This is a genomic window from Paenibacillus sp. FSL H7-0735 (assembly GCF_038008505.1).
Taxonomy (GTDB): domain Bacteria; phylum Bacillota; class Bacilli; order Paenibacillales; family Paenibacillaceae; genus Paenibacillus_AQ; species Paenibacillus_AQ odorifer.
Genome location: NZ_JBBOZH010000001.1, coordinates 3,237,680 through 3,260,564, shown reverse-complemented (window position 1 = coordinate 3,260,564; position 22,885 = coordinate 3,237,680). Strand labels below are relative to the sequence as shown.

Below are 22,885 nucleotides of genomic sequence, written 5' to 3'. Positions count from 1 at the left end.
CTTGGGGCTGGAGTCATACCAGACTAAAGGCTAGGATTTATTCCTTCAAGGCGCATAATTGATCGGTTTTATGATTTTGCTAGGCTACAATCCCAAGTTATTTCCCTTTTCCAGCCGTACAATCTGCTGTTCGCCATTATCTGCCAGCTCTCTGAACTGATTAATAGTTTCACGCATTTTGGGGAGAGCTTCCTGCTTATAAGTACTGATGGAATCGAGAGCGGATAGCACATCTGTAAAAGCTTGCTTTAATGTATCCACTGAAATACTTGATTCTAACGACTGTTTATGGATTTCCGCCCCTTGGTTTTTCAACATTTTTGAGGTACCGCTGATCAGGCTATCGGTGGTTTGATTTAGAAGTTCGATCTTTTTCAAAACAATTCTTTGATTATACAGCGCACTAGCTACCGTAACCGATATTTTCAAGGCAGACACGGTAACATTTCTAGCTCTGTCCACCCCTCTGATCAGCTCTTTATTATTTCGAATAACTACTTCTATGGCCATAATTCCTTGTTGATTCACTACAAGCATCTGTTGCAAATCCATAACACGCTGCCTCAACGGAAACAGCACTTCTTCTGTAATGAACCGAACTTTCTCCTCATCCTCATCACGCAGCTTAGCCGCTTCCAGTTGCGTCTCTATCTCCTGATCCATCAACATGCCGAGCTGAATCTCTTTTTGTAGCTTTTTTGTGAGTTCCCGAAGGGCCTGTTGCTCGAATTCCAGCGTAGTATTGTCGTTCTTCAAAACGGTCTTACCCTTATCTAAAGAAATTATAATATCTGAAATCACAGCATCCGCCTTTTGATATTTAGCAAAATAACTACGTAATGGATTAAAGAACTTACCTAGAAAACCCGTCTTGGCAAAATCTACTGCACTGGGATCCAAATCCTTCAGCTGGAGATTAAGCTCCGTCAAACCTTTTGCTACTTGGCCGCCTTCATCTCCTGTTTTTGATAAATTCCCCACAGAAATCTGCAACAGGGAGTTTTTGTCCGAAGAGGATCTCATCGTTTCCATACCGAAGCTATCAATGGATTGCAGCACCCCTTTTCGCTTATCCAGTGACTCTAAATTCAGATCCAGAATGGCGGAGACATTGTTTACTGCCAGTGCTTTGAGTTGTGATACTTCCTCGGGCTCAGGTTTGACCTGCTCCTCAATTACTGATTTCAGCTTTTCCTGACTTACGACTTCCATAGTAAACGACATAGAACCCCTCCTATAAAATATAGCTTACATTTGAACATTGAGCAGGTTGCCGATTTTATAGACTACATCCTCTGTATCTGCATTGATGTTGGCCGCTTCATTTATACTCGAAATACTCTCAAGCGCCTTGATATTCGCATTGTAGCCAATCGTGTAAATCGGGATTTTGTAGGTTTCAATCAGACCTCTGATATCATTCAAGGAATGCCCTGCATTGGTCTCCCCATCACTTAATACAAAGATCAACGGCTTCAGATCCGGATTTAGCTGTAATTCCGTTTGAAGCATATGAATGGCTACCGCGATTCCGTCAAAAGTAGCCGTCCCCCCATTTGCTTGGAGGCTGTCAATCGCACCAACAAACATGGACTGCTGGTTCGTGTCATATTTTCCAATCGGAAGATTGATTGTAACGTTATCAGAGTAAGAGACAAAACCAATGCTGTTATCCTTGCCCAAGTACTTCTGGCCTGTTAATAAAGATTGCTTTAAACGGTTCAAGGGTTCCCCGTTCATACTTCCTGAGACATCTGCTACAAATACTGCGGCGATAGGTTTATTGCCATTTTTCTTCTCTTTCCACAGCTTCTGAGCTGAGGATATGAGACTGCCATCCACTGTACTAAGCTCTGATTGGTAATCATTAAGACCATTGAAGCCTTTTTTCTCCCCCAGATCCTGGTATTTATCCTGTTCAACAAACTCAGCAAACTTCTTAATAATATCGAGTTTTTCCTGAGGAAGATCACCCAAAGCGTAAAGCGGGCTGTCATGTCTTACACCAAAAGGAGTGAATACATACCCCCCCTTCAAATCTGTTGCATTCACAAAGATCTGGTATTCTAAGACAAAAGCATCAAGCTTACCGGTTTTTGCAGCCTCTCGCATCTGTAAAGTGGTTGAGGCGATAAAGGGTACATTTGCTTGGAATTTCTCAAAGCCCTGCACCGCTTGCTCTCCAAGTAAATCTGCACCGCCAAACGTCCCAAGCGCTGTTACCAGAAAATTCAAACCCGTAGAACTGGCAAAAGGATCGGTATAACCCATTGATAATTCATTATTTGCTATAGCGTCTGTAACCGTCTTTACGTTTAAAGAACCGTATTTCTCTATTAGTTCATCATATTTCGCCTTACTGGTAACAATACCAGCTACATTACCTACAAGGCGTTTAGTGATTAGCTGCGTGTTCATCCCGTTTGCTTTTACCATTTCGCCCCACAACTCATTTGAAGGGGTAAAGGCATCTGGCACATACTTCCCAGATCTTATGTAATCTGTCGCTGTACCTGAAGCAATATTACGGATTTTCACAGAAACGTGACTCCCGTTCACCTCAATATTAGAGTTGTTAAAATCTGTAGCAACTTCATTCAGCCACCCGTCATTACCTGTTCCTGATTTTTCAGTAGAAGAGAATATCTCTACAAAGCTATCTGTTGTATTGTCTACGGATACAGGAAACTTTGAGATATCTGGTAATGAATCCCCAATCGCAACAGGATCCAGGTCAATCTGGCCTTTGATTTGCTCAGCCGTAGTCACGTTTATGTTCTTGTATAGCTTCTCTAGCTGCTTCCCCGCATCTTCGGAAGAAATCTGGGTTTCGGTTTTTCCTATATTAGAGGTTAAGGTGATTCCAAAATACACGAGAGCAAAAACTACCACCGTAATGGTCCCTAAAACTGCTACTGTTTTTCCTTTATTAGCCATACACATCTCCCCTTCATTGCTTATAAAATTTCGTCTGCTTGATCAACTCATCGATTTCCTTCATACAAGGCATCTCTTCAACATCTGTATAATCTGTACTGTCGAGTAGCGATATTTCCAGCAGCAGCTTATCCAGCTTCAGCAGAATCTCTTCATTTGCCCCAAGATACCCTGTTACGTAGGCCAAATATTCATTGTACAAAGCTGTCTTTTTCTGCACCAATTTATCTGAGAACTGTGAGGGTCTATGCCGGCTGGAGAAAAGGGTGAACTCTGAGGCATCAAATACACTGAGTTTATTCAGAATCCCTCGAATGTTCAGGTAAAAAAGCTTCGCTACTTCATAACTGACTGCATTAAATTTTTTGAAGCTAAGTTCAGTGGATTCGAATCTCTGACCTAAAACATCTAACAAGGTACTTCTCTTCTTTTCCATCCGGGATATCTGATCTAGAGCAAGCGCAATGTCTTTTTTCAGTACTTTGACATTTTTGTATTGAGTAAGCGCGGCTATATAATCCTCATAAGATTTCAGTGTTTTCACAGCAGGGATAGATGAAGGTTTAAACAATAAAATATAACTTCCATAAAGAACAACAAGTAGACTAACAAACAACAATGTCACACCCAAAGCGGTTTCAAATACACTGGTTCCTCCGATTTCCACCCCTAATAAACCTGGTGACAACACGATAATGTTCAGTAGTACCACACCGAGAATAAGTCCCAACAGCTTTATGGCTCTAACCCCGTTCATCACAACCACCTCCTGCATCCAGTCACTTCTATTGTATGGAGCAATTTCTGTTATTACGTCTCTTCATTTGCTATATGTTAAAAAAATAAGGAATTAATCAACAAAAAAAACCTTAACAGGCAATAAGCCCATTAAGGTTAACGATCACTATTTTATACCCACGCATCATTTGAATACCCGCGTTGCTCCCAATATCCCGTATGATCGCCTTCGATCAGCTCAATCCGGTTCAGCCACTTCACAGACTTGTATGCGAACATCTTCGGAACGATTAACCGTACAGGACCGCCGAGATCGCTAGGAATCGGCTTTCCATCATGCATTACTGCGACCAGCACATCATCCATGTCAGCTTGTTCCAATGTGAGTGTATCCGTGTATACACCATCACCCGAATAGAATTTCACAGTCTTAGCTGTGGGCTTCACACCGGCCTGACTCAAAAGATCTTTTAGCTTGATGCCTTCCCAGGTATTCTTATAGACTGACCAGCCTGTCACACAGTGAAAATCACTCACCTGAACGGTCCGCTTCAGCTTTACGAACTGTTCCCAGTTCCACTTGAAATTCTGCTCCACAAGCCCATCTATCGTAAAAGACCAATTGTTGTTCGTAAACTCCGGAATCGGAGTGACTGTGTAAACACGGAATTGTCCTTGCGCCCCTCCTCCGAGAGGGGGTGAGGATGCCGCCAGTGGCTGGGGTGCAGGCAACAACTGATTGCGATCACTTTCGATCAGCTTATCAATCGTTTCGCTGCCCCCGATATTTCCAATTGAACTGCCGAGCCATTTTATAAACGATGGGCCTATAGTTACCGCAAGCCCAACACCAATCGATCCGCGTATGAAAGCTCTACGTGTATAAACCGGCTGCGGGGTTTCCCGATGATTCGAAGGGCTACCTGTCTCAATGCCGCTTTTCACTACCCGCCGATTCGGTTCTTTAAGCCATTTTACCCGAGTCAAAGAATGATAAATAATATAAGGAAGGCCTATCCAGGTCAATAAGTCATGGACGACCAGAGCAACGTTCGATACATGTGGACCCACCACGCGGAATTGCCAAAGTAGCACTCCTGAAACGAACCAGCCTAGCAGCAATGAAAGTACAACGATTACATTAAAACGTTGCCAAGGCCGCTCCTTCAATTGTTTCCAATGTTTCCCTGCCAGCAGCAAATAATAAATAACCGGAATAATCGAAACAACACCGACCACGATATGAAGCCCTTTGATCCATACTCTGCCTTCCCCTAAGAAGCCACGCCAGAAGCCACCTACAAGTACAAGTCCTGTGAGTGTGAGCAACACAATCAGCCAGCCATTCCAGGTATGAAGCGCCCGAAGCTTTTTCCCGTATCCCTTGCGCAGTCGAGCCAGTAAAGAATTCATTACCTTTCCTCCTCTTCACTATGTATGCTCAAATAGCTCTTTATCCTGATTCTACTCTAATAATGTTAGAAAAGACTTTGAAGCAGCTGTAAGAGGAACTCCACGCAGGGTAGCAATTCCTATGTTACGTTCTGGCAAAGGTGGGTCCAGAGGAATCTCGACAAGCTCACCTTTCTTCAATTCTTCGGTTACGTAATCACGAATAACAAAAGCAAGGCCAAAACCACGTTTCGCAAACTGAACAAGCAAATCCACACTGCCCAGTTCAAATTCAGGTGTAATCGTCAAATGATTAGAAGCTAAAAACTGATCCATATACTTTCTGGTGCTCCCACCCGCTTCTAAGCATAACAACGGATACTGCTGAATGTCTGCAAGCGGCATGGTCTTGTCCGCCAAATGACGAAAACCTTTGCCTCCTACAAGGCAATCTTGAAGCTGAGTACTTTTGCGAAAATCAATCTGTTTATCAGATGTCGGCAAGCTGACGATACCAAAATCAATTTTTCCTTCTTTTAAAAGCGTAAGTGTTTCTGGTGTCGTACGATTCGTAATATGAATGCGGATATTGGGAAATTGTTCGTGAAATTGCTCCAAAAAAGGCAACAGATAATATTTGCATAAGGTGTCACTTGCTCCGATATGAATCTCGCCGCTGTTCAGATTGTTCATATCTGCGATCGCTCTTTCGCCCATGTCTACATGATGAAAGGCTTGTTCAATAAAGCTAAGCAGTACTTTTCCTTCTGTTGTTAGATCAACCCCGCGAGAAGTGCGAAAAAATAACGGGCCGCCCATTTTCTCTTCCAATTGTTTAATCGTGTGACTTACTGCCGGTTGTGTAATATTGAGTCGTTCTGCCGCAGCAGTTAAGCTCCCTGTATTCGCTACCCAATAAAAAGAGCGATACCACTCCAAATTAATGTCCATCCCCACGTCATTACTCCACCTTATAATAGATATAACTTATATCAATTTTTCTAATGATTTAACTAGCATTATACTTAGTCCTGTAGCCAAAAACAAGCTTGGGAGGCGAAAACGCGTGACCGTAATTGCAATTGTAGGAGCAAACTGGGGCGACGAAGGAAAAGGAAAAATGACGGATGTGCTAGCTGCACAATCTTCCTTTGTCGTTCGTTTTCAAGGTGGTAGTAATGCTGGGCATACCATCATAAACCAATATGGAAAATTTTCATTGCATATGCTGCCATCTGGGGTATTTTATCCTTCCGTTACAAACATTATCGGACCAGGAACAGCACTTGATACAGAAGTATTAATAAAAGAACTGAAAGCTTTAACGGATAGAGGCGTGCCAAAACCTAGATTATTCGTATCCGAACGGGCGCAAATCGTGCTTCCAATCCATCGTTTGTTTGATGAACTAGAAGAGGAACGTCTGGGATCTCAAGGATTCGGTTCAACAAAACGAGGAATCGCACCATTTTACGCAGATAAATATGCAAAGCTAGGCATACAGGTAGCGGATTTATTTGATCCTGCTCGACTTGAGAAACGTCTTGAACAATTACTCGCTTCCAAAAATATATTACTTGAGCATTTATATAAGAAAACGCCTATCCAAATCTCGGAATTAATGGCTCAGCTGCAAGAAGAAGCTGCACAGCTAGCGCCTTATGTAGCCAATACAACAGACTTACTGCAAGAGGCTTATGCCAAGGGAGAGACTATTTTACTTGAAGGTCAGCTTGGGGCTCTGCGTGATCCTGATCACGGTATTTATCCTTACTCCACCTCCTCTTCAACACTTGCCGGGTTTGCACCTGTCGGTGCTGGTCTTCCTGCAGCAGCTATCACGAATGTCATCGCTGTAACCAAGGCCTATTCCAGTTGTGTCGGCGCTGGACCTTTTGTTACGGAATTAGAAGGACCCGTAGCGGATGAACTTCGTACAAGAGGTGGCGATGCCGGGGAATTCGGGGCTACGACTGGCCGTCCTAGACGTATGGGCTGGTTTGATGCTGTAGCTACTCGTTACGGTTGCCAAATGCAGGGTGCCACTGAAGTCGTGTTGACTAATCTTGACGTGCTTGGTTATTTGGATGAGATTCCGGTTTGTGTGGCTTATGAGCTTGAAAATGGAGAGATCACCGACAAGTTCCCGGCTACGAATAAACTGAACTCTGCAAAACCGATATTCACGCATTTATCTGGCTGGAACAGCGATATCTCTCAGATCACCGACTTCGAAGATCTGCCAGAACAAGCTAAGCTTTACATTGATTTTATTGAAACCTCTATTGGCACGCGTATTACTACGATTTCCGTGGGTCCTAGACGCGAACAGGTCATTAATCGGATAACGAAATAATCATATACGTACTAAATCTCTGTAGAATTTAAAAGAAGCGCCTCTCTTATTAGAGAAGCGCTTCTTTGTTTTATTCATGAGAAGGGCTGCCTCATACGTAGAAAAATCCACTTTTGAGACAGCCTCTTTTTTGTGTACTCTTTTTAAATCAACACGGCATCTACTTTTGTCTGCGGAGCCTTATCACAGCGTTTACAGACCTTAACGACTGCTCCATCCGTTTTTTTCTTGGGATAAAGCAGCTTAATACGGGTGTTCTGACAGATTGGACAAGTCCCTCTGCCCCTTGATGGTAAATTCCAAAGTGCATGTCCACGTTTTGACTTTGCCATGAATAAACCCCTCATTTCGAACAACAATAGTCAACACTTTAATTCTGAAAGTGCTTCTCCAAAATGATATGTCGCAAAGACAGGCTCTATGACTAAAGTAACGCAGAAATAAGGAAGAATTAATTCGTATAGATCATGGAGACAACACCGTTCGTAAAGGTAACATAGTTATAATTACCATACTGCCAGGTCTCCACTTGAATGCCACTACCTGATAGTGTAGATTTACTTATTGGCTTACCCCAACTAAACTCCACTTGCTGCTTGGTCATCCCAGTAGCAACTATGCTCTTTTTAATCTTAGTCCAAATCGCATCCGACCACTTATAGGTCTTAAATGGATCCGTTGTTAAGAAATATTCTTTATTTCCTAATGTACGGATCAACTCATCTCCCGACATTTTATAAGAGTTAAGAATTTGCCCCGTCGATAAAACCTTAAATGAAATGGCGAATTCACCTTCATAATCAGGTAGAATATCTACAATAGTGACTTTTTGGAACTTATAATCGGAGTCGAATTGATTGAGCCAATATGTTTTTCCAATGAACTTAACGAGGTTTCCTTGTTCTTCCTTCTTAAAAATCTGCGCGGTTTGTTTCGTATAGGCGAACAACTCTGCTTTGCCGAAGTAGATCTCCATCGTCTGATAATTTCCATCCCAAATTAACTCTGCTGACAGTGCAGTCTTTAAAAGCGTGGCAGGAAAAACTGTAGATCCGTCGATCTTTTGCACTTTACCACTCATTTTGACCTTCGCACCATTCACCATTGCAATATCGCTTCCGAGTTGAAGCTGTATTGGCAAATCACCTAGACGAATGCTAAAGGTTTTAGTTGCTGTATTAACTTGGACTGTTGCTCCCAACGTTTGAAAAACCGATTGAACCGGCAAATACATTGTTCCATTAACAAAGGCACCTTGATCAATATCATGGTCCGCACTGATCGAAACTTTTATTGTTTTGGTATCTGATCCTGAAATGACCGTTACGTTCGTTTCTCCTACCGCTAAGGCTTTCATTGTGCCATCGGCTTGCTTTTGCAGCAAATAAGGTTTTTCAATTACGACATTTGCTTGAGCTAACGGGACGCGTTCGGATATGCCATCGGCATCTTTAGCATAGATTTGTACCGGAACATTATCCCCAACAGTGATTTCCGTAGCATCCATCTGAAATATCAAATCTTCAACCTGCTGATTGCCTTCATTGTATGATGAAGAAACTGAACTGGCACTCCGTAAAATACTACCTTGATCGTAATCGACGTTACGCGTATCTGCCGCCTTCACTGTATGTATTGGACCCAACATAGATACTGCTAACGCTGCAGTGATGCTCCATTTAATAGCTTTCATTTTCCTTACATCCCCCTCTAAATATATAAACCTTAATTACTGTATCACAATTCCACAATTTTACTAGAGAAAAATTTACAGAAATATTTTTTTGTATTTCTAGTGAATTTACTCCGTGATAATTACAGAGTCTTCCATTATAATCATGGATTAGGAGGTGTTAGCCCGTGGAGATAATAGCCGACAGATTGATATTAAGAGATTATACAAGCGATGATTTTTCTTTTTATGAAGAACTGGAACTTAATCCTTTGTCTCACAAATATGAAAATACCGCACCAGATGCAAAACAAATTAGAGAGAACTTCCTTTCGATTCTGACTCATACTACCAGCGATCCCCGTGAGCATTATGATTTAGCAGTATGTACTAAGCAAAATAGAACACCCATAGGTAACGTAAGTATAAAGTTAAATTGGGAAGAGATCAGAGAGTGGGAGATTGGCTGGGTCCTACTGCCGGAATACTGGAAAATGGGCTATGCGACAGATGCCGTCAAAACACTGATAGGTTACGCCTTTAGCTCTCTTAATGCCCATAGAGTCGTTGCATATGCCAATGCAGAGAATCTTCAATCTGAAAAAGTTATGATTAGAGCAGGAATGATTAGGGATGGAATCCTCAGAGAGACTAGATTTTGCAATCAACAATGGTGTGACGAGTTCATTTACTCTGCTTTGGAAAAGGAGGCTACATTAAATTGACAACAATCAAAGTTTTAAATGAAGGTTATGTAAGATTAGTAGATCATATGGGCTCAGATTTAACGGTTGCTAACGCTGCGCGTGTATCTTATGCTAAACAATCTTTTGAGCTTAGTGATCGGGATATTAAACTAATAAAATTCCTTGCCCGTGAAGGACATACCTCTCCTTTCCGCCATGCCATCACTCAATTTGAGGTTTATGCCCCATTAATGGTTGCGAGACAGTGGTGGAAATACGTAGTCGGTTCTGCTCATTACGAAGGTACTGGGGATAGCTTGGAAGCCTGGAACGAATCCAGCAGAAGATACATTACAGAAGAACCCGTCTTTTATCAACCTGCTGCGGGAGAATGGAGATCCAAACCAGAGAATTCCAAACAAGGCAGTGGCGACATCATTGCATGGGAGCTTGGTGAAAAATACACCCGCGAGCTTCAAGAATACACCGAGTTAGGATTATCTAAGTATGAAGCAGCTTTAGCAGATGGCATATGTGCTGAACAAGCAAGACTGTTTCTACCTGCTTATGGATTATTCGTTCGTTGGTACTGGACAGCTTCAGTTCAATCTGTAGCTCATTTTTTAAATCAAAGACTGGAGCATGACGCTCAGAAAGAAATTCAGGAGTATGCAAAAGCAATTTTATCGCTAATTGAGCCACTATTCCCTGTCTCTTTTGATCAGCTGCTGACTACCGGCTCTGTAGATTAATTTTATTTCCTTATATAAAAAAAGAGCCGCCAAACCTTTGGCGGCTTCTCCCTTTCTACACTACCAACCCTCGTATAACTTCAACCTCGTCCCTACTGACTTCAACGAACCCGAGTGATGTATATAAATTCGAAGCACGTTCGTTCTCGATCCGATGGCCAATAACGATTTTGTCGCAATGATGTTCTGCTTTAATATAACGAATTAAGGTATCCATACCCGTTCTGCCTAAACCTCTGTTTTGGTACTTCTGGTCAATCATAAAAGCCATAATCCAATAACTTCCATCCTCAGGATCTACGCTATACACAGAGAAACCTACCAATTCCTCATCTGCATATAAAGCGAGCGGGGTCATACCACAATAAGCTGCTTCTGCTAACCAATAGACCACCGGTACGGGGAAAATAGACTTTTGCGCATCCGATACTTCTAATTGAGTACAAGCGTACCAATTTTTTTCCGTGATATCCTTCAGCACTATATGTGCTTGAAAGCCGGTTCGTAATCGGTCACAAATTCTTTCTAATTTCAGTTTAAGCTGTTGCGCCCAATCCGGGAAAATAGAATCATCCGAATTCTCCATACACCGAAGTAATCTAGCAAAACTGTATAAGTCTGCAAATCTTTGAAATTCAGGTATCAACTTAATATACTCATCATCTAGCTGCTTAACCGATCTATATCCACTAATAAAATGGTCAATGTTTCTTCTACTTTTATCATCATCCGATTCCGTCAGGTCTCTTAACGCCGATGTAATATCCATCGCAAACCAGTGATACATAGAGTCATCAAAGTCGATGGCACTGTAGCGGGATTCTTCTTGCATATAAAAGATATTATCCATCTCAAAATCATAATGTACGAGCCCAGTATGCCCCACTCCAAAAGGGAGCTCTGATAACCAAGCTTCAATCCGCTCATATTCCTTAAGCGCCTTATGCTCCTCAGGATGCCTGCTCAATACGGAATAAATAAAATTCAATGAATCGACCCAGCTTTTGCGATAAGGCGTGCTCGGTGCATAGGTTTCAGAAAAATTATGCAGACGTGCAAGCGATTGGCCCCATTGATAAAAATGAGGTTCCTTCATCTCATCAAGTGAAACATATTCACCCTGGGCCTGTTCAAAAACTACCCCGTGGTATCGCCCGTGATTCGTTAACAACGTTTCAATCCAATTGCCAGACTTAGAACGCACAGGAGCGACGGTCTCATAACCTTGCTCTAATAAATACATCATAAAATCCAGCTCTGCCTGGATATTGTCTGCAGAATTATCCTCTTCATGAGTAAACCTTAAATAAAAGCGTTTACCATTCCACTGAAAGGTATAAATAAAATTGCTACTGGCCCTTACCATCTTTAAAGTTCCAGGCTCATGATTCCAATACTTAATCATTTCTTTAGCAGGAAGATCGTTCTCCGTTCCCCGCACCATGTTCATTAAAGTCATCATTGTCCGATAGTGCCTCCTGCTTCATGACGGATTTGATTCTGGGTTCCCCATTTACATTATCGGTAAATTATTCTATTAAATCAAGGGAATTTAATAGGCTCTATTATTTCTGGAAGAAAAAAGTATTCAGCTTAGGCTTCAGTTTGTCATACTTGATTTCAAACTCAGCATGATCTCCGATAGCATGAGAAATCTGCACACTTATCCCCAGCGTATTCTCCGTCAAGTACCATCTTATATCCGCTTCACTAGTATCTGCGTGCTGAAGTGAAGTCAGCCATTCCTCATCTGATCTTTCAGTAAGAATATTCTTTTGCTCAATAATATCGGATTGAAGTTCACTTTCCTTCAGCTCCTTCAAAAATTCCGCATCGATGGTCACGATATCAGTTAATTGTAGGGGTTCAAATTTCTTCATATCAATATTTATAGTATCAAAAATATCTACAGGATGAGCAGCACCTTCAACATAACTGTATCCTGAAAACTGAATACTTAGTAAGCCCTCATTTTCTAATGATACAGAATAATCCATATCTAAACTAAAGGTCTCTTTTTCCTCCGGAGAGTAATTATCCAAATAACTATAAGCACGTTCCTTGATCATTTCATTTAACTTCTCTTGTTCATTCGGTTTTCCAAAAATAGATATTTGCGGATAGTTAATATTAATTTGTTCATTGTAAGTATATAACTCCGGAGATAATTCATAAGAAATGCTGTGTTGATTTTCGATTAGCTTAGTTTCGTTTATGTGGTTTTCAAGTGTCGACTCCTTGTTTTCACAAGCTGTTACAGCACACATTACTACAGCAAGAATTATGGATAACATGGTGGTTTTCTTAATATTAATGCTCCTTCCATCAAAATTGAATTATGATTTGAGCTACAGCGCTTTTGTTCTCCCACCATCTCTAATGTATTGCCCCTTTTTAATAATTGAAGTTGGTGATAGATCTAACCTTTTACTTATTTCCTCAAAATCTATATTTTCATCACGAACTATAAAAGAAAAACTCCCTTTCATTTGGCTTTCCCTATCATATCTATAGCATTTTATAAAAAAACACTTTTCTAATTAGGACTATATAATTCACTGTGCCGGAGCAAATCCTCTTAGGCTTTGATAGTTTGAAGGTCTCTGCGGACGTGAACAAATTCCCCACCAAGCGACTCATCGTCCTCTACCCAGTCATATTTCAGAATAAGCGGAGCAGGCACAACAGTCTCCAGTTGCTCTACAATCTCCCGGACATCATCATTCTGGAACATGACACCCAAAGAATCGGGCGAAACGGTCAACCTCAAACGTTCGACAACTGCAGCGTAGTCAAAAGTCTCCGGCTCCATTTCATATTCTTCTAGAACATCACCTCCAGCATATCTGTCCAGTATTTCCCCATTCTGATAAATGAATATTTCCAACACTTCATCATCAAAGTATCCTATAGCAAGTACAAGGGAAGAGATCAAGTTAGACAAAGATCTGGCGCTTTCACCAATCGTTTCCCAGTTGAACTTCTCCCCCAGTACTGTTGTCCAGCCTTGGGACTGCCCGATGTAGTAGCTTCCTTTAGGTCTTAGCCGTTTCAAGCTCTTCAGCACGGCTTCCTTATCGTTTGTAAACACGTGGAGATTAGCAAATGAAGTTCCCATTATTCAACCACCTAACAAATGAATTCCCCGCCGGTCAAATTTACGTATAAATTACCGTCTGCGCCCAGGGAAGGGCTGGTGTCAACGTAACTTTCCTCCGGTTGGTATATCCATTTCACTTCGCCATCCGGAGCAATGGCATATAACTGGCTAGAAAGACACCAATACATAACCCCATCCTGATCTATGACAGGGGGACGGTGCCCTTCTCCTTGACCCATCCGTTTCTCCCACAACAACTCTCCATCAGGACTAAAAGCATAAAGTTTGGAATTCACATTTTGACCAACATATATGATTCCTTCACGGGAAATAACCGGATCGCACCAAAATATGGACGAGCACTTGTAAACCCATCTTATGGTTCCATCCGCGTCAAAAGCATAGAGTCTCCCAATAATTTGTGACTCATCTTCATATGTACACAGGTAAATATGGTTTGCCGTATTGATGATTAAGCTCGAAATCACCCTGCCCCACAGCTAAAATGGCTCTCCCTTGTTCATCCACTGTAAACGAGCTTAATCCATATGAAAAATCCGGCCGCCCCGAGTCAACAACTCGCTTCAAAACTGAAAGCGATGTTGGAGCTCTGAATCGGGATTGTCTGGTCCAATTCGCATCAATGGGATGAATGGCTAATGGACGATAGCTACCTTGTTGAAAACCGCCTATTCCTTCGTTGTTATTATAATCGACCATAGTTTGCCCATCCTTTGTTATATAAGTTAAGGGATACAAATTGGATATCTTGTATTTCTTAAGCCTAATTAAAATCTTAGCTAGGCTGGTTTGGTCAAACAAGTTTATCCGAGCCGGACCAGTTAAGGTCGAATTTCCCCGAGTCTTTGGACACATTGAATTCGTCGTAGCGATATCGTGTGATATACTCACATTAATGAATCACCATCATAAATTCAACGTAAAAAGCGAAAAACTGCTCTCTATAACATAGGTTAGTTGTGTTGATGGTTGAACGAAGGGTTCATTCGGCATTGGGTACTGGGGTGGGCTTTAACTAATAAAAGAAACCACATGGAGTATTATTCACATGTGGTTCTAACTTAATTATTTAAAAAATTAATCAATCCCAAAACACTAATCAATCTTCAATGGCTCAATTACACCGGATCTCAGGGGAATCTGAGGAATAGAATAAATGTATTCTATACAGTTATTTCGTAGGCAAATGCAATCATTTTGACTTTAGTTGCATTTTATACAACTAAAAACACGAGAAGCCACCACTAAGGCTGTAAATCAAGAAAATAGCTGTACAAAATACACTTATATCCATCGGCTTGAGGGATTCGAGAAATATAGTTGTACGAATTACAATTAAATGCTTCTACATATTGCTCCCCATGACTTTCTATACAGATAGATTGTGCATAGATCCTTATAGCTCTGCTCTCTTTACTTTATTGGGGCTATACTCCCACACCTGCAGCCCCGCTCCGATCATTCCACATAAATTACCATGATAGGCCGCTTCAATACGAACATTTTCCAGCATCGATGGCATTACTCTGCTCCTTACTTCTCTTCTAATGCCTTCAAATAAAAGTTCGCCTGCTTCAGCCACTCCACCGCCAATGACGATGACTTTAGGGTTAAAAATATGGATTAATGAAGCGATCGCAGATCCGAGCGCAGCAATCGTGTCTACCATTAACTCTGTAGCCAGAGAGTCACCCGCCCTCCATCTCGCTATCACTTCCCGTGAGTCTACGTTCTCTGGGGACTGGTTATGTAATAAAAGCTTGTCGCGCATGCGACGTGCGATGCTTGTGCCTGAAGCATACTGCTCCAAACAGCCTGTTCCACCACAAACGCATGCTGGTCCTTTGAAATCTACGGACATATGGCCTAACTCTCCAGCCCCACCCCAAGAACCATGGACAAGATGGCCGTCTACGACTATCGCTCCACCCACGCCCGTACCAAGGGCAAGACAGATAAAGTCTTTTACCTCTTTGCCTGAGCCTAAATATTTCTCTGTTAATGCTAATACATTCACGTCATTATCAACGATTACCGGAAGTTGAAACTGTGTCTGAAGTAAATCCTTCAAAGCTGTGCCAGCATAGCCAGGGATAAGCTCCGAAGCGGAGCGGACACGCCCCGCCTCCCAATCCATTTGCCCTGCCGATCCTACGCCAATTCCTTGGAGCTGAATTCCCGCTTGTTGTGCTGTTATTTCATCCATTAATGTCCGAATTGCTAGTATAATGCGATCCATTGTTTTCCTCTGTCCAGCCAATGTGCTTAAGCTTACAGTATGTAAAACGTCCCCATGTGAAGAGACGAGTCCGGCATTAATTTTCGTGCCGCCAATATCTACTCCGATCGCATATTCTATATGAGGATCATACCCTTCCATCACGGACTCACCTCCGTCAGTCATTGACATTGCTCACGGCCTTAACATATCTCGAAGTGATTAATTGTGGCCTAGTAATTGCACTTCCTACAACAACATATGATGCCCCGGCATTCTTAGCTTTTGCTGCGTCTTCCGGTGTCCATATACGTCCTTCCGCAACAACAGGAATGTTCACTGATTTGCTTAATTGTTGAATTAAGACAAGGTCCGGTCCTTCCTGCTGTGTACTGTATGGGGTGTAGCCTGAAAGCGTGGTACCGATAAAATCCACACCTAATTTCTCAGCGGCAAGCCCTTCCTCAAATGTAGAAATATCCGCCATAACAAGCACACCTCTCAGATGTGCATATTCTATTAATGGCTTTACTGACTCTAAGCGTTCTTCCCGATTCGTTACATCAAGCGCAATAATCTCTGCTTTTGCAGAAACAATCGCCTTCACTTCATCTAAGGTTGGTGTTATAAATATGGCTGATCCGGGAATCTCCCGTTTAATAAGTCCAATGACCGGTACATTTACTTCTTTTTTGATAGCTACAATATCTGGAACACCATTTGTCCGGATTCCTATAGCTCCTGATTGAACCGCTGCTCTTGCCATTTTAGCCATTGTATCCCCACCATGAAGCGGCTCATGCTCAAGTGCCTGACAGGAAACAATCAGACCTTTCACCGGAAAGATATCACTTATTCGAGTCATTATTAACCCTATCCCTTCGCTTCAAGAATATAGTCTAATATTCTATTGTTCAGAGCTTCTACCCGCTCCTGATCGGAATCCTTAATCGGCAAAAGTGGCATTCTTGGCTGACCTGTTTCAAATCCGCGCACACTAAGGATCGCTTTACACGCACCATATAATGAAGGAAAGGATAGCAATTCAACAATGAGCTCATTGATGATGAACTGCCATTTCTGTGCCTCAGCCATCTCTCCTTGCACATAACATTGTTCCACTTTTAGGAATAACTCGGGCATCACCCCATAAGTTCCACCAATCCCGCCATCTGCCCCAATACTGCGGCCCGCCAAATACTGCTCATCAGGTCCATTTAAGACTAGAAAATCCTTCCCGCCTACGGCTTTAAATTGCTGAAGCTCAAACGTGCTCTCCGCCGAAATTTTCACCCCGATCACTTTATCCTGAGCTGCCATCTTAATCAGCAAGCTTTTCGATAATTGAAAGCCTGTAGTTTGCGGGATGTGATAGATAATAAATGGAAGCGCCGTACTATCAATAATCGCCTGCCAATGACTTTCAACACTGTCCGGAGACAGACGATAATAAATCGCAGGAACAGCCGATACGGCATGTGCGCCAACTTTCTCAGCATGGATAGCTAGTTCAACACTGTCTCTTGTAGATGGAGCACCCGCGTGAGCAATGATTGTAAGCTCTTTTCCAACCTCTGCTATAACTGCCTCGAGCATTTGTTTGCGTTCTTCTACAGATTGCAGCATACCTTCGCCAGAGCTTCCGCCAACATAAAGACCTTTAACTCCTGTAGAAGCATAATAACGAGCTAATTTCCGGGCTGCTTCTTTATCGATTTCCCCCTCAGCATCATAACTGGAGTACATAGCAATAATAATGCCTTTAAAGGATTGAAGATCATATGATTTCATAAATTATAGCCTCCGTCGTTTAATTCATTGTATTAATTTTCGTTGTTATAAGAATAATTAGCCTTTTACAGCCCCCATAGTAATCCCTTGGGTAAAGGCTTTTTGGAACATTAGAAAAATTGCAATCATAGGAATAGAGGCTAACGCAGCACCCGCCATAAGCAGTCCATAGTTTGTTGTGAATTCACCCCGAAGAGTCGCTACCCCAAGTGGCAATGTCATCATTGAAGTCGATCTGGTCATGATCAGCTGACTGAAATAATCATTCCAAGAAGTGATGAAAGTAAAGATTGCCAGTGCCCCTATTGCAGGTTTTAACAAAGGTAAAATGATGGTGCCGAACAAACGAATCTCAGAGCTGCCATCTATTTTGGCTGCTTCAATCAATTCTCCTGGAATGGTCTGCGCGAACTGCTTCATTAGGAAGACTCCAAATGGCCAGCCAATCGCCGGTAAAATAAGCCCTTTATACGTATTGACCCAACCAAAATCTGCAAGCATCGTAAACAGCGGGACAAGAATAACTTGCTTAGGCAATGCCATTGCGGCAACAAACATCGTAAAAATAATCCCTCGGCCAGGAAAAGACTTTTTGGCAAGCACATATCCAGCACAGGAAGAAACGATACAAATCGCTGCCATTTCACAAAAAGCAATGATGAAACTGTTAAACATCCAGCGCTCAACGGGATTCTTAAATAACTCGGTCCAGTTCTGCAGAGTCGGCTTAGCCGGAAACCATTCCGGGGGGATCGTTGTTGCTACAGTCTGAAGCTTAAATGCCCCTGAAACCACCCAATAAAAAGGGAAGATAAAAAACAACGTTGCCAGAATCAACAGGATGGTGGCTAATATTTTTGGAATCGTCAATTCTTTTTTCCATCTGTTTACTTTCTTAGATTGGCCAATAGGTGCTCTCAGTTCTAACGGATTCGTAGAATTCATGATGTCCCCTCCTTAATACTCAACATCACTGCCAAAGTATTTGAATTGAATGATAGAAATGATCCCGATCACAATCGCAAGGATGACACCCATCGCCGAGGCATATCCAAAATGACCGAGCATAAAGGCTTGTTCGTAAACGCCATACATTACAGTCGATGTGCTATACACAGGTCCACCCGAGGTGAGCAGCTGAATTAGCGCAAAACATTGAAAGGTGTTGATCGTGGTAATCACGATAATATATAAGTTCGTTGGCATTAGCATTGGCCATAATATTTTTCGGAAAATCTGCCAAGGCGTCGCTCGATCAATCTCAGCTGCTTCTATGTAAGAAGTAGGAATGTTCCCAATAGATGCCACATATAAAATGATCGGCTGCCCTACAGAGGTCGTTATCAGAACCACGATAATTGCAAGCAGTGCAGTCCTCGTATCTCCTAACCAGGATATAGGCTCCATTCCCAAAAAGCTGGTTAAATAATTTAGAATCCCATAGTTCGGATGATAGATCCAGCCCCAAACGACTGTGATACTTACGACCGAGGATACAGCCGGCAAATAGAACACTCCGCGGAAAAACGATCTGGCAAACTCTTTTTTCTTATAAATATTCATAGAGATAAATAACGAGAAAATAATAACGATAGGTACGGTTATGAGTACAAGCAATAATGTATTTCCCATCGACTTCCTGAAATTATCATCTTTTATTAAGGAGATATAATTATCGAGGCCAATAAAGCTGAAATCTCTCAACGAATAATCGAAGAAACTAATATAGACCCCTTTCACCATCGGATAAGCTACAAAAAGCAGGAAAAACCCAAATGCCGGCACTAAAAAGAGATAACTCATCATCCAGTCGCGAATCACATAACCTTTTATTTTGCGAACCGTTGTCCCCACAGTCCTTCCCCATTTCTTCGATGATTTAAAAAGAAAAGAGTGCTTCCCGCACTCTATTCTTTTGGACACCATTCACTTTTTTTATTTCATTGCAGCCTTTGCTTTTGTAATCGCTTCGTTTGCTTTTGCAGCAAAGCTGTCCAAAGCTTCTTTACCGGTTGCGCCTCCAGTTAAAGCACGTTGTAATTCAGGGAACCAGAAAGTACGAATATCAGCATATCCATCGGCAATGGTAGGTGCATCTGTTGTGAATTTACGAGCATACTCAGCGTATTTGTACTCTGCATCATCATAGAGGCCTGTAATCGAATTACGAACAGACAGACCACCTGTTTGAATCAAGTTTTTCTTACCCCATACAGGGTCATTAGCGATAAAATCAATCAGCTTCTTAGAAGCTGCAATCTTGGCATCATCACCATTATTGAATACAGCCATACCACCGAGGTAAGGTTCAAGCTTAGGTTCCGATCCATCTAAAGTAGGGAAAGGAAGCAGAACATCTTCGAATTCAACCATTTTTTTAGATACGTTCTGAGCTTTAAGTACTGCAGAATAGTTAAGTGTAAAGGCTAATTTTCCTTGCAAAAATAAGTCGTTCACGTCAGCAGCCGCAAGGGAAGCCGCACCAGAAACGCTAAGTTTATCTTTTGTAGCTTGAACGATCCAATCCAACGCTTTCGCAGCATTATCAGTATTGATCGCGACTGCGGAATTATCTTCATTTAGAAATCTGGATACACCTAAGTTAGCAAGATATGCGCGAGTTCCTTGATCTCCAGCTTGGCTCTTCGCGAAGAATCCGGTAGGGATAACATCAGGTGCTTTTTCTTTAACAGCTTCCAGCGCTTTCTTATATTCTTCAAACGTCCAAGTTCGATCTTCCTTATCCAGAGGAAGCAAATCTAACGCGCCAATCTTCTCAAAAACGGTCTTGTTTACCGCCATCATAAAAGGAGCTGTATTGATCGGGTACATAAAGATCTCATCGCCAACACTAGACTGCTTCCAAAAGGCTTCCGAAATATCATTTTTCACTTCATCGGTCACCATATCATTAAGAGGTGCTAATAAGTCCTTTTTACCCCAGTCAATAATCCGTCCAGGAGCATCATAAATTACATCAGGTGCGGTATTCGAAGCAATCGCCACATTCAGTTTTTCAGGGCCGCCTTCAAAGGTGATCATCTCAAGGTTGACTTTAATTTCCGGATTCTTCTCATTAAAAGCTGCAATGATTTCCTTCTCATATTTGCCAACTTCACCATCTAAAGCTTGAAAGCTCGGAAAATTCCACCATGTTATTTCTACTGGTTTAGCAGCAGTCTCAGTGGCCGCGGGCTCACTCTTATCAGTATTTTTACTTGGTTCATTGGCGGAATTCGCTGTATTCGTATTTCCGCATGCAACTAACTGTGTACCTAAAAGTGCGACACCAACAATGCTCATTAGCCCTTTTTTCATTGCTCTCATGTGCTACCCCCTATTATTTTTGTGGAATAAAATGCTTTATCATTCCTTGCGCTAATCATAAATCAATTATAAATTTAGGAGAATCCCACTCCTTTTACATTTAGGGTCGTATTCTGACCTATACCTTCTTTCAGTCCCTCTTCAATGTTATAATACATTACATATTTCACCTATAATTATTTTAATTTTTAGCTTATAACTTACATTTGATGGTATCGATGTTGAATAATCCACTATAAATCTAGTCTTCCGGAGGGATTTCATGTACAAGCTTATGATTGTAGAGGATGAACCGTTAATACGGACGGGATTAAAACATTACTTTTCGTGGCAGGAGCTTGGTGTTCAGAGTATTGTTGAAGCGGAGAATGGAAAAGAAGGCTTCGTTACCGCACTGCGTGAGCAGCCAGATTTAGTGATCACTGATATTCGCATGCCCGAAATGGATGGTCTTCAGATGATCGAAGAGCTTCGCCAATTCCTTCCTGATACTTTGTTTATCATTTTGACGGGATTTAATGATTTCGAATACGCTCAACGAGCCATCAAACTTGGGAGTGTACATGCTTTTTTGCTCAAACCTTTGGAATATGAAGAAAGTCTAACCGTGATTCAAGAATGCATGAACAAGCTGCAACTTAAACAACAAGAACAAAGAAAACGTTCTACTCTGGAAGGCTCACAACTTATAAAGCTACTACTGGAAGAAGAACAACCTGCAATGGACACTAATTTAATCGCTGAATTATGTAGTTTCAAAAGTAAACATTATTTGTATCTCCCTTTTGTTTTGGCAGGTTTCCTTATCAGAGAAACTCCTTCACAATCCACCTTGTGGATGAGAGAACAGGCTACTAAGTTTATACATCTTGCTACGGAGGCCTATCTCCCGGCAGATCTGCCAAGATCTATTTTTACATATTCTGCTAAATCCAAACTATACGGGCTAATAGTCATGGGATCACAGACTGCAACGAGCACTATCCCTTTTGAGACACAAGTACTTACTGAACTCGATCAGCATTTGAACAAGCTTACACTAGAACATCATTTTGCCCTTTATCTTGCTATAGGCACAGTAACGAACGAACTATCTCAAATCACTTCATTACTTCACGAGTCTGAAAAGCTGTTATATCAGCGCTTCTATCAGAAAGAGCGCAATATATTCCATATCTCATCCATAAAGGCTGGCGCCACAGCTACTAAACCAACACTTATTCAACTAGATGACAACGATAAGAAACGAATAATCTCCTGCATCGAAAACGCCAATAAACAAGAGATATTGCAATTAACGCAACGATTGGCACAAGATATTTTGCATAAAACAGATGGCTCTTCTACTGATCTATGGCTTGCGTATTTACAAGAAATTATAAGTGTCATTATCCGCTTCGCTAATAAAAATCAGATTCATATGGATGGTGTGTACAGCGATAAACTCTTAAACCTCACTTTTGTAGAGGATTTCCACTCCCTTGAGGTCATGTTCGAGTGGCTGGGGAATTGGATGGTTCATTTGGGAAACATTTATACCGAAGGTCTGACGGATAACCATCAGCAGGATGTGATTATCTTTGAACATATTAAATCCTTCATTAGAGCTAATATTGATCAAGATATTACTCTACAAATGGTAGCGGATCGATTCTTCTATAACCCTTCTTATTTAAGTCGTCTGTTCAAAAGAAAACTCGATAAGAACTATATGCGATTTGTAACCGAAATCCGTATGGAATACGCGCAGGAATGCTTAAAAAAACCGGAGATTCTGGTGACCGATGTCTGCACAATGTGTGGTTACAAAAGCTATAAGCATTTCGTTAAAACGTTCCGGATTTTTACCAACATGACCCCATCAGACTATAGAAAACAATCGGGGTGGTAAGCAA

General features: G+C 41.7%; 22 protein-coding genes. 4 read left to right on the top strand and 18 right to left on the bottom strand.

Features of this window, described 5'->3' with window-relative positions; all coding sequences use genetic code 11:
* Window positions 1-84 precede the first annotated feature (84 nt).
* The 5 genes from NSS82_RS14720 to NSS82_RS14700 form a co-directional block, all read right to left on the bottom strand.
* Complete coding sequence (locus tag NSS82_RS14720; RefSeq protein ID WP_036686385.1) at window positions 85-1,224, bottom strand: toxic anion resistance protein; 1,140 nt, start codon at window positions 1,222-1,224, stop codon at window positions 85-87.
* 24 nt (window positions 1,225-1,248) lie between these two features.
* Window positions 1,249-2,937, bottom strand: a complete 1,689-nt coding sequence (locus NSS82_RS14715) for a VWA domain-containing protein (RefSeq protein ID WP_076273848.1) — start codon at window positions 2,935-2,937, stop codon at window positions 1,249-1,251.
* Window positions 2,938-2,950: 13 nt separating this feature from the next.
* Window positions 2,951-3,694, bottom strand: coding sequence for a hypothetical protein (locus tag NSS82_RS14710; RefSeq protein ID WP_038570529.1), 744 nt, complete (start codon window positions 3,692-3,694; stop codon window positions 2,951-2,953).
* 152 nt (window positions 3,695-3,846) lie between these two features.
* Window positions 3,847-5,088, bottom strand: a complete 1,242-nt coding sequence (locus NSS82_RS14705) for a molybdopterin-dependent oxidoreductase (protein WP_076273849.1) — start codon at window positions 5,086-5,088, stop codon at window positions 3,847-3,849.
* Window positions 5,089-5,139: 51 nt separating this feature from the next.
* The gene (locus NSS82_RS14700; protein WP_036686616.1) at window positions 5,140-6,018 is read right to left on the bottom strand and encodes a LysR family transcriptional regulator; all 879 of its coding nucleotides are present in this window, start codon (window positions 6,016-6,018) and stop codon (window positions 5,140-5,142) included.
* A gap of 115 nt (window positions 6,019-6,133) precedes the next feature.
* On the opposite strand from NSS82_RS14700, the gene NSS82_RS14695 reads away from it, so the two are divergent.
* A complete protein-coding gene (locus NSS82_RS14695) occupies window positions 6,134-7,423 on the top strand; it encodes an adenylosuccinate synthase (RefSeq protein ID WP_076104291.1) in 1,290 nt (429 codons plus the stop codon).
* A 143-nt stretch (window positions 7,424-7,566) separates the two neighbouring features.
* Here NSS82_RS14695 and NSS82_RS14690 read toward each other — a convergent pair whose 3' ends face one another.
* Together NSS82_RS14690 and NSS82_RS14685 are read right to left on the bottom strand one after the other, a co-directional pair.
* Window positions 7,567-7,755, bottom strand: coding sequence for a hypothetical protein (locus tag NSS82_RS14690; RefSeq protein WP_036686376.1), 189 nt, complete (start codon window positions 7,753-7,755; stop codon window positions 7,567-7,569).
* A 119-nt stretch (window positions 7,756-7,874) separates the two neighbouring features.
* Complete coding sequence (locus tag NSS82_RS14685; protein ID WP_036686374.1) at window positions 7,875-9,116, bottom strand: stalk domain-containing protein; 1,242 nt, start codon at window positions 9,114-9,116, stop codon at window positions 7,875-7,877.
* A gap of 167 nt (window positions 9,117-9,283) precedes the next feature.
* On the opposite strand from NSS82_RS14685, the gene NSS82_RS14680 reads away from it, so the two are divergent.
* Together NSS82_RS14680 and thyX are read left to right on the top strand one after the other, a co-directional pair.
* The gene (locus tag NSS82_RS14680) at window positions 9,284-9,820 is read left to right on the top strand and encodes a GNAT family N-acetyltransferase (protein WP_076273850.1); all 537 of its coding nucleotides are present in this window, start codon (window positions 9,284-9,286) and stop codon (window positions 9,818-9,820) included.
* Window positions 9,817-10,533: an FAD-dependent thymidylate synthase gene (thyX, locus tag NSS82_RS14675; RefSeq protein ID WP_038570515.1), complete on the top strand. Its 717-nt coding sequence runs from the start codon at window positions 9,817-9,819 to the stop codon at window positions 10,531-10,533. Before NSS82_RS14680 ends, thyX begins: the two co-directional genes overlap by 4 nt.
* 55 nt (window positions 10,534-10,588) lie before the next feature.
* On the opposite strand, the gene NSS82_RS14670 is transcribed toward thyX, so the two are convergent.
* From NSS82_RS14670 to NSS82_RS14620, 11 genes are all read right to left on the bottom strand, one after another.
* On the bottom strand, window positions 10,589-11,995 hold the full coding sequence (locus tag NSS82_RS14670; RefSeq protein WP_081386758.1) for a GNAT family N-acetyltransferase: 1,407 nt from the start codon (window positions 11,993-11,995) through the stop codon (window positions 10,589-10,591).
* Between the two features lie 103 nt (window positions 11,996-12,098).
* The gene (locus NSS82_RS14665; RefSeq protein WP_076273851.1) at window positions 12,099-12,827 is read right to left on the bottom strand and encodes a PdaC/SigV domain-containing protein; all 729 of its coding nucleotides are present in this window, start codon (window positions 12,825-12,827) and stop codon (window positions 12,099-12,101) included.
* Window positions 12,828-13,111: 284 nt separating this feature from the next.
* Complete coding sequence (locus NSS82_RS14660) at window positions 13,112-13,651, bottom strand: hypothetical protein (protein ID WP_076273852.1); 540 nt, start codon at window positions 13,649-13,651, stop codon at window positions 13,112-13,114.
* An 11-nt stretch (window positions 13,652-13,662) separates the two neighbouring features.
* Window positions 13,663-14,121, bottom strand: coding sequence for an outer membrane protein assembly factor BamB family protein (locus NSS82_RS14655; protein ID WP_076179036.1), 459 nt, complete (start codon window positions 14,119-14,121; stop codon window positions 13,663-13,665).
* Window positions 14,066-14,353: a hypothetical protein gene (locus NSS82_RS14650; RefSeq protein ID WP_038570504.1), complete on the bottom strand. Its 288-nt coding sequence runs from the start codon at window positions 14,351-14,353 to the stop codon at window positions 14,066-14,068. The genes NSS82_RS14655 and NSS82_RS14650 overlap by 56 nt, the downstream gene beginning before the upstream one ends.
* A 697-nt stretch (window positions 14,354-15,050) precedes the next feature.
* On the bottom strand, window positions 15,051-16,034 hold the full coding sequence (locus tag NSS82_RS14645; RefSeq protein WP_076273853.1) for an ROK family protein: 984 nt from the start codon (window positions 16,032-16,034) through the stop codon (window positions 15,051-15,053).
* Window positions 16,035-16,050: 16 nt separating this feature from the next.
* Entirely contained in the window at window positions 16,051-16,737 is a 687-nt protein-coding gene (locus NSS82_RS14640) for an N-acetylmannosamine-6-phosphate 2-epimerase (RefSeq protein WP_076273854.1), read from the bottom strand.
* An 8-nt stretch (window positions 16,738-16,745) separates the two neighbouring features.
* Window positions 16,746-17,663 carry a dihydrodipicolinate synthase family protein gene (locus NSS82_RS14635; RefSeq protein ID WP_076273855.1) on the bottom strand — a complete coding sequence of 306 codons (918 nt, stop codon included), beginning with the start codon at window positions 17,661-17,663 and terminating at the stop codon, window positions 16,746-16,748.
* 57 nt (window positions 17,664-17,720) lie between these two features.
* A complete protein-coding gene (locus tag NSS82_RS14630) occupies window positions 17,721-18,608 on the bottom strand; it encodes a carbohydrate ABC transporter permease (protein WP_076273856.1) in 888 nt (295 codons plus the stop codon).
* 12 nt (window positions 18,609-18,620) lie between these two features.
* On the bottom strand, window positions 18,621-19,517 hold the full coding sequence (locus NSS82_RS14625; RefSeq protein ID WP_428323518.1) for a carbohydrate ABC transporter permease: 897 nt from the start codon (window positions 19,515-19,517) through the stop codon (window positions 18,621-18,623).
* A gap of 81 nt (window positions 19,518-19,598) precedes the next feature.
* Window positions 19,599-20,990: an ABC transporter substrate-binding protein gene (locus tag NSS82_RS14620; RefSeq protein WP_076104299.1), complete on the bottom strand. Its 1,392-nt coding sequence runs from the start codon at window positions 20,988-20,990 to the stop codon at window positions 19,599-19,601.
* Between the two features lie 262 nt (window positions 20,991-21,252).
* On the opposite strand from NSS82_RS14620, the gene NSS82_RS14615 reads away from it, so the two are divergent.
* Window positions 21,253-22,881 (top strand): response regulator transcription factor, encoded by a 1,629-nt coding sequence (locus NSS82_RS14615; RefSeq protein ID WP_076104300.1) that lies wholly within the window; start codon window positions 21,253-21,255, stop codon window positions 22,879-22,881.
* Window positions 22,882-22,885: the final 4 nt, after the last annotated feature.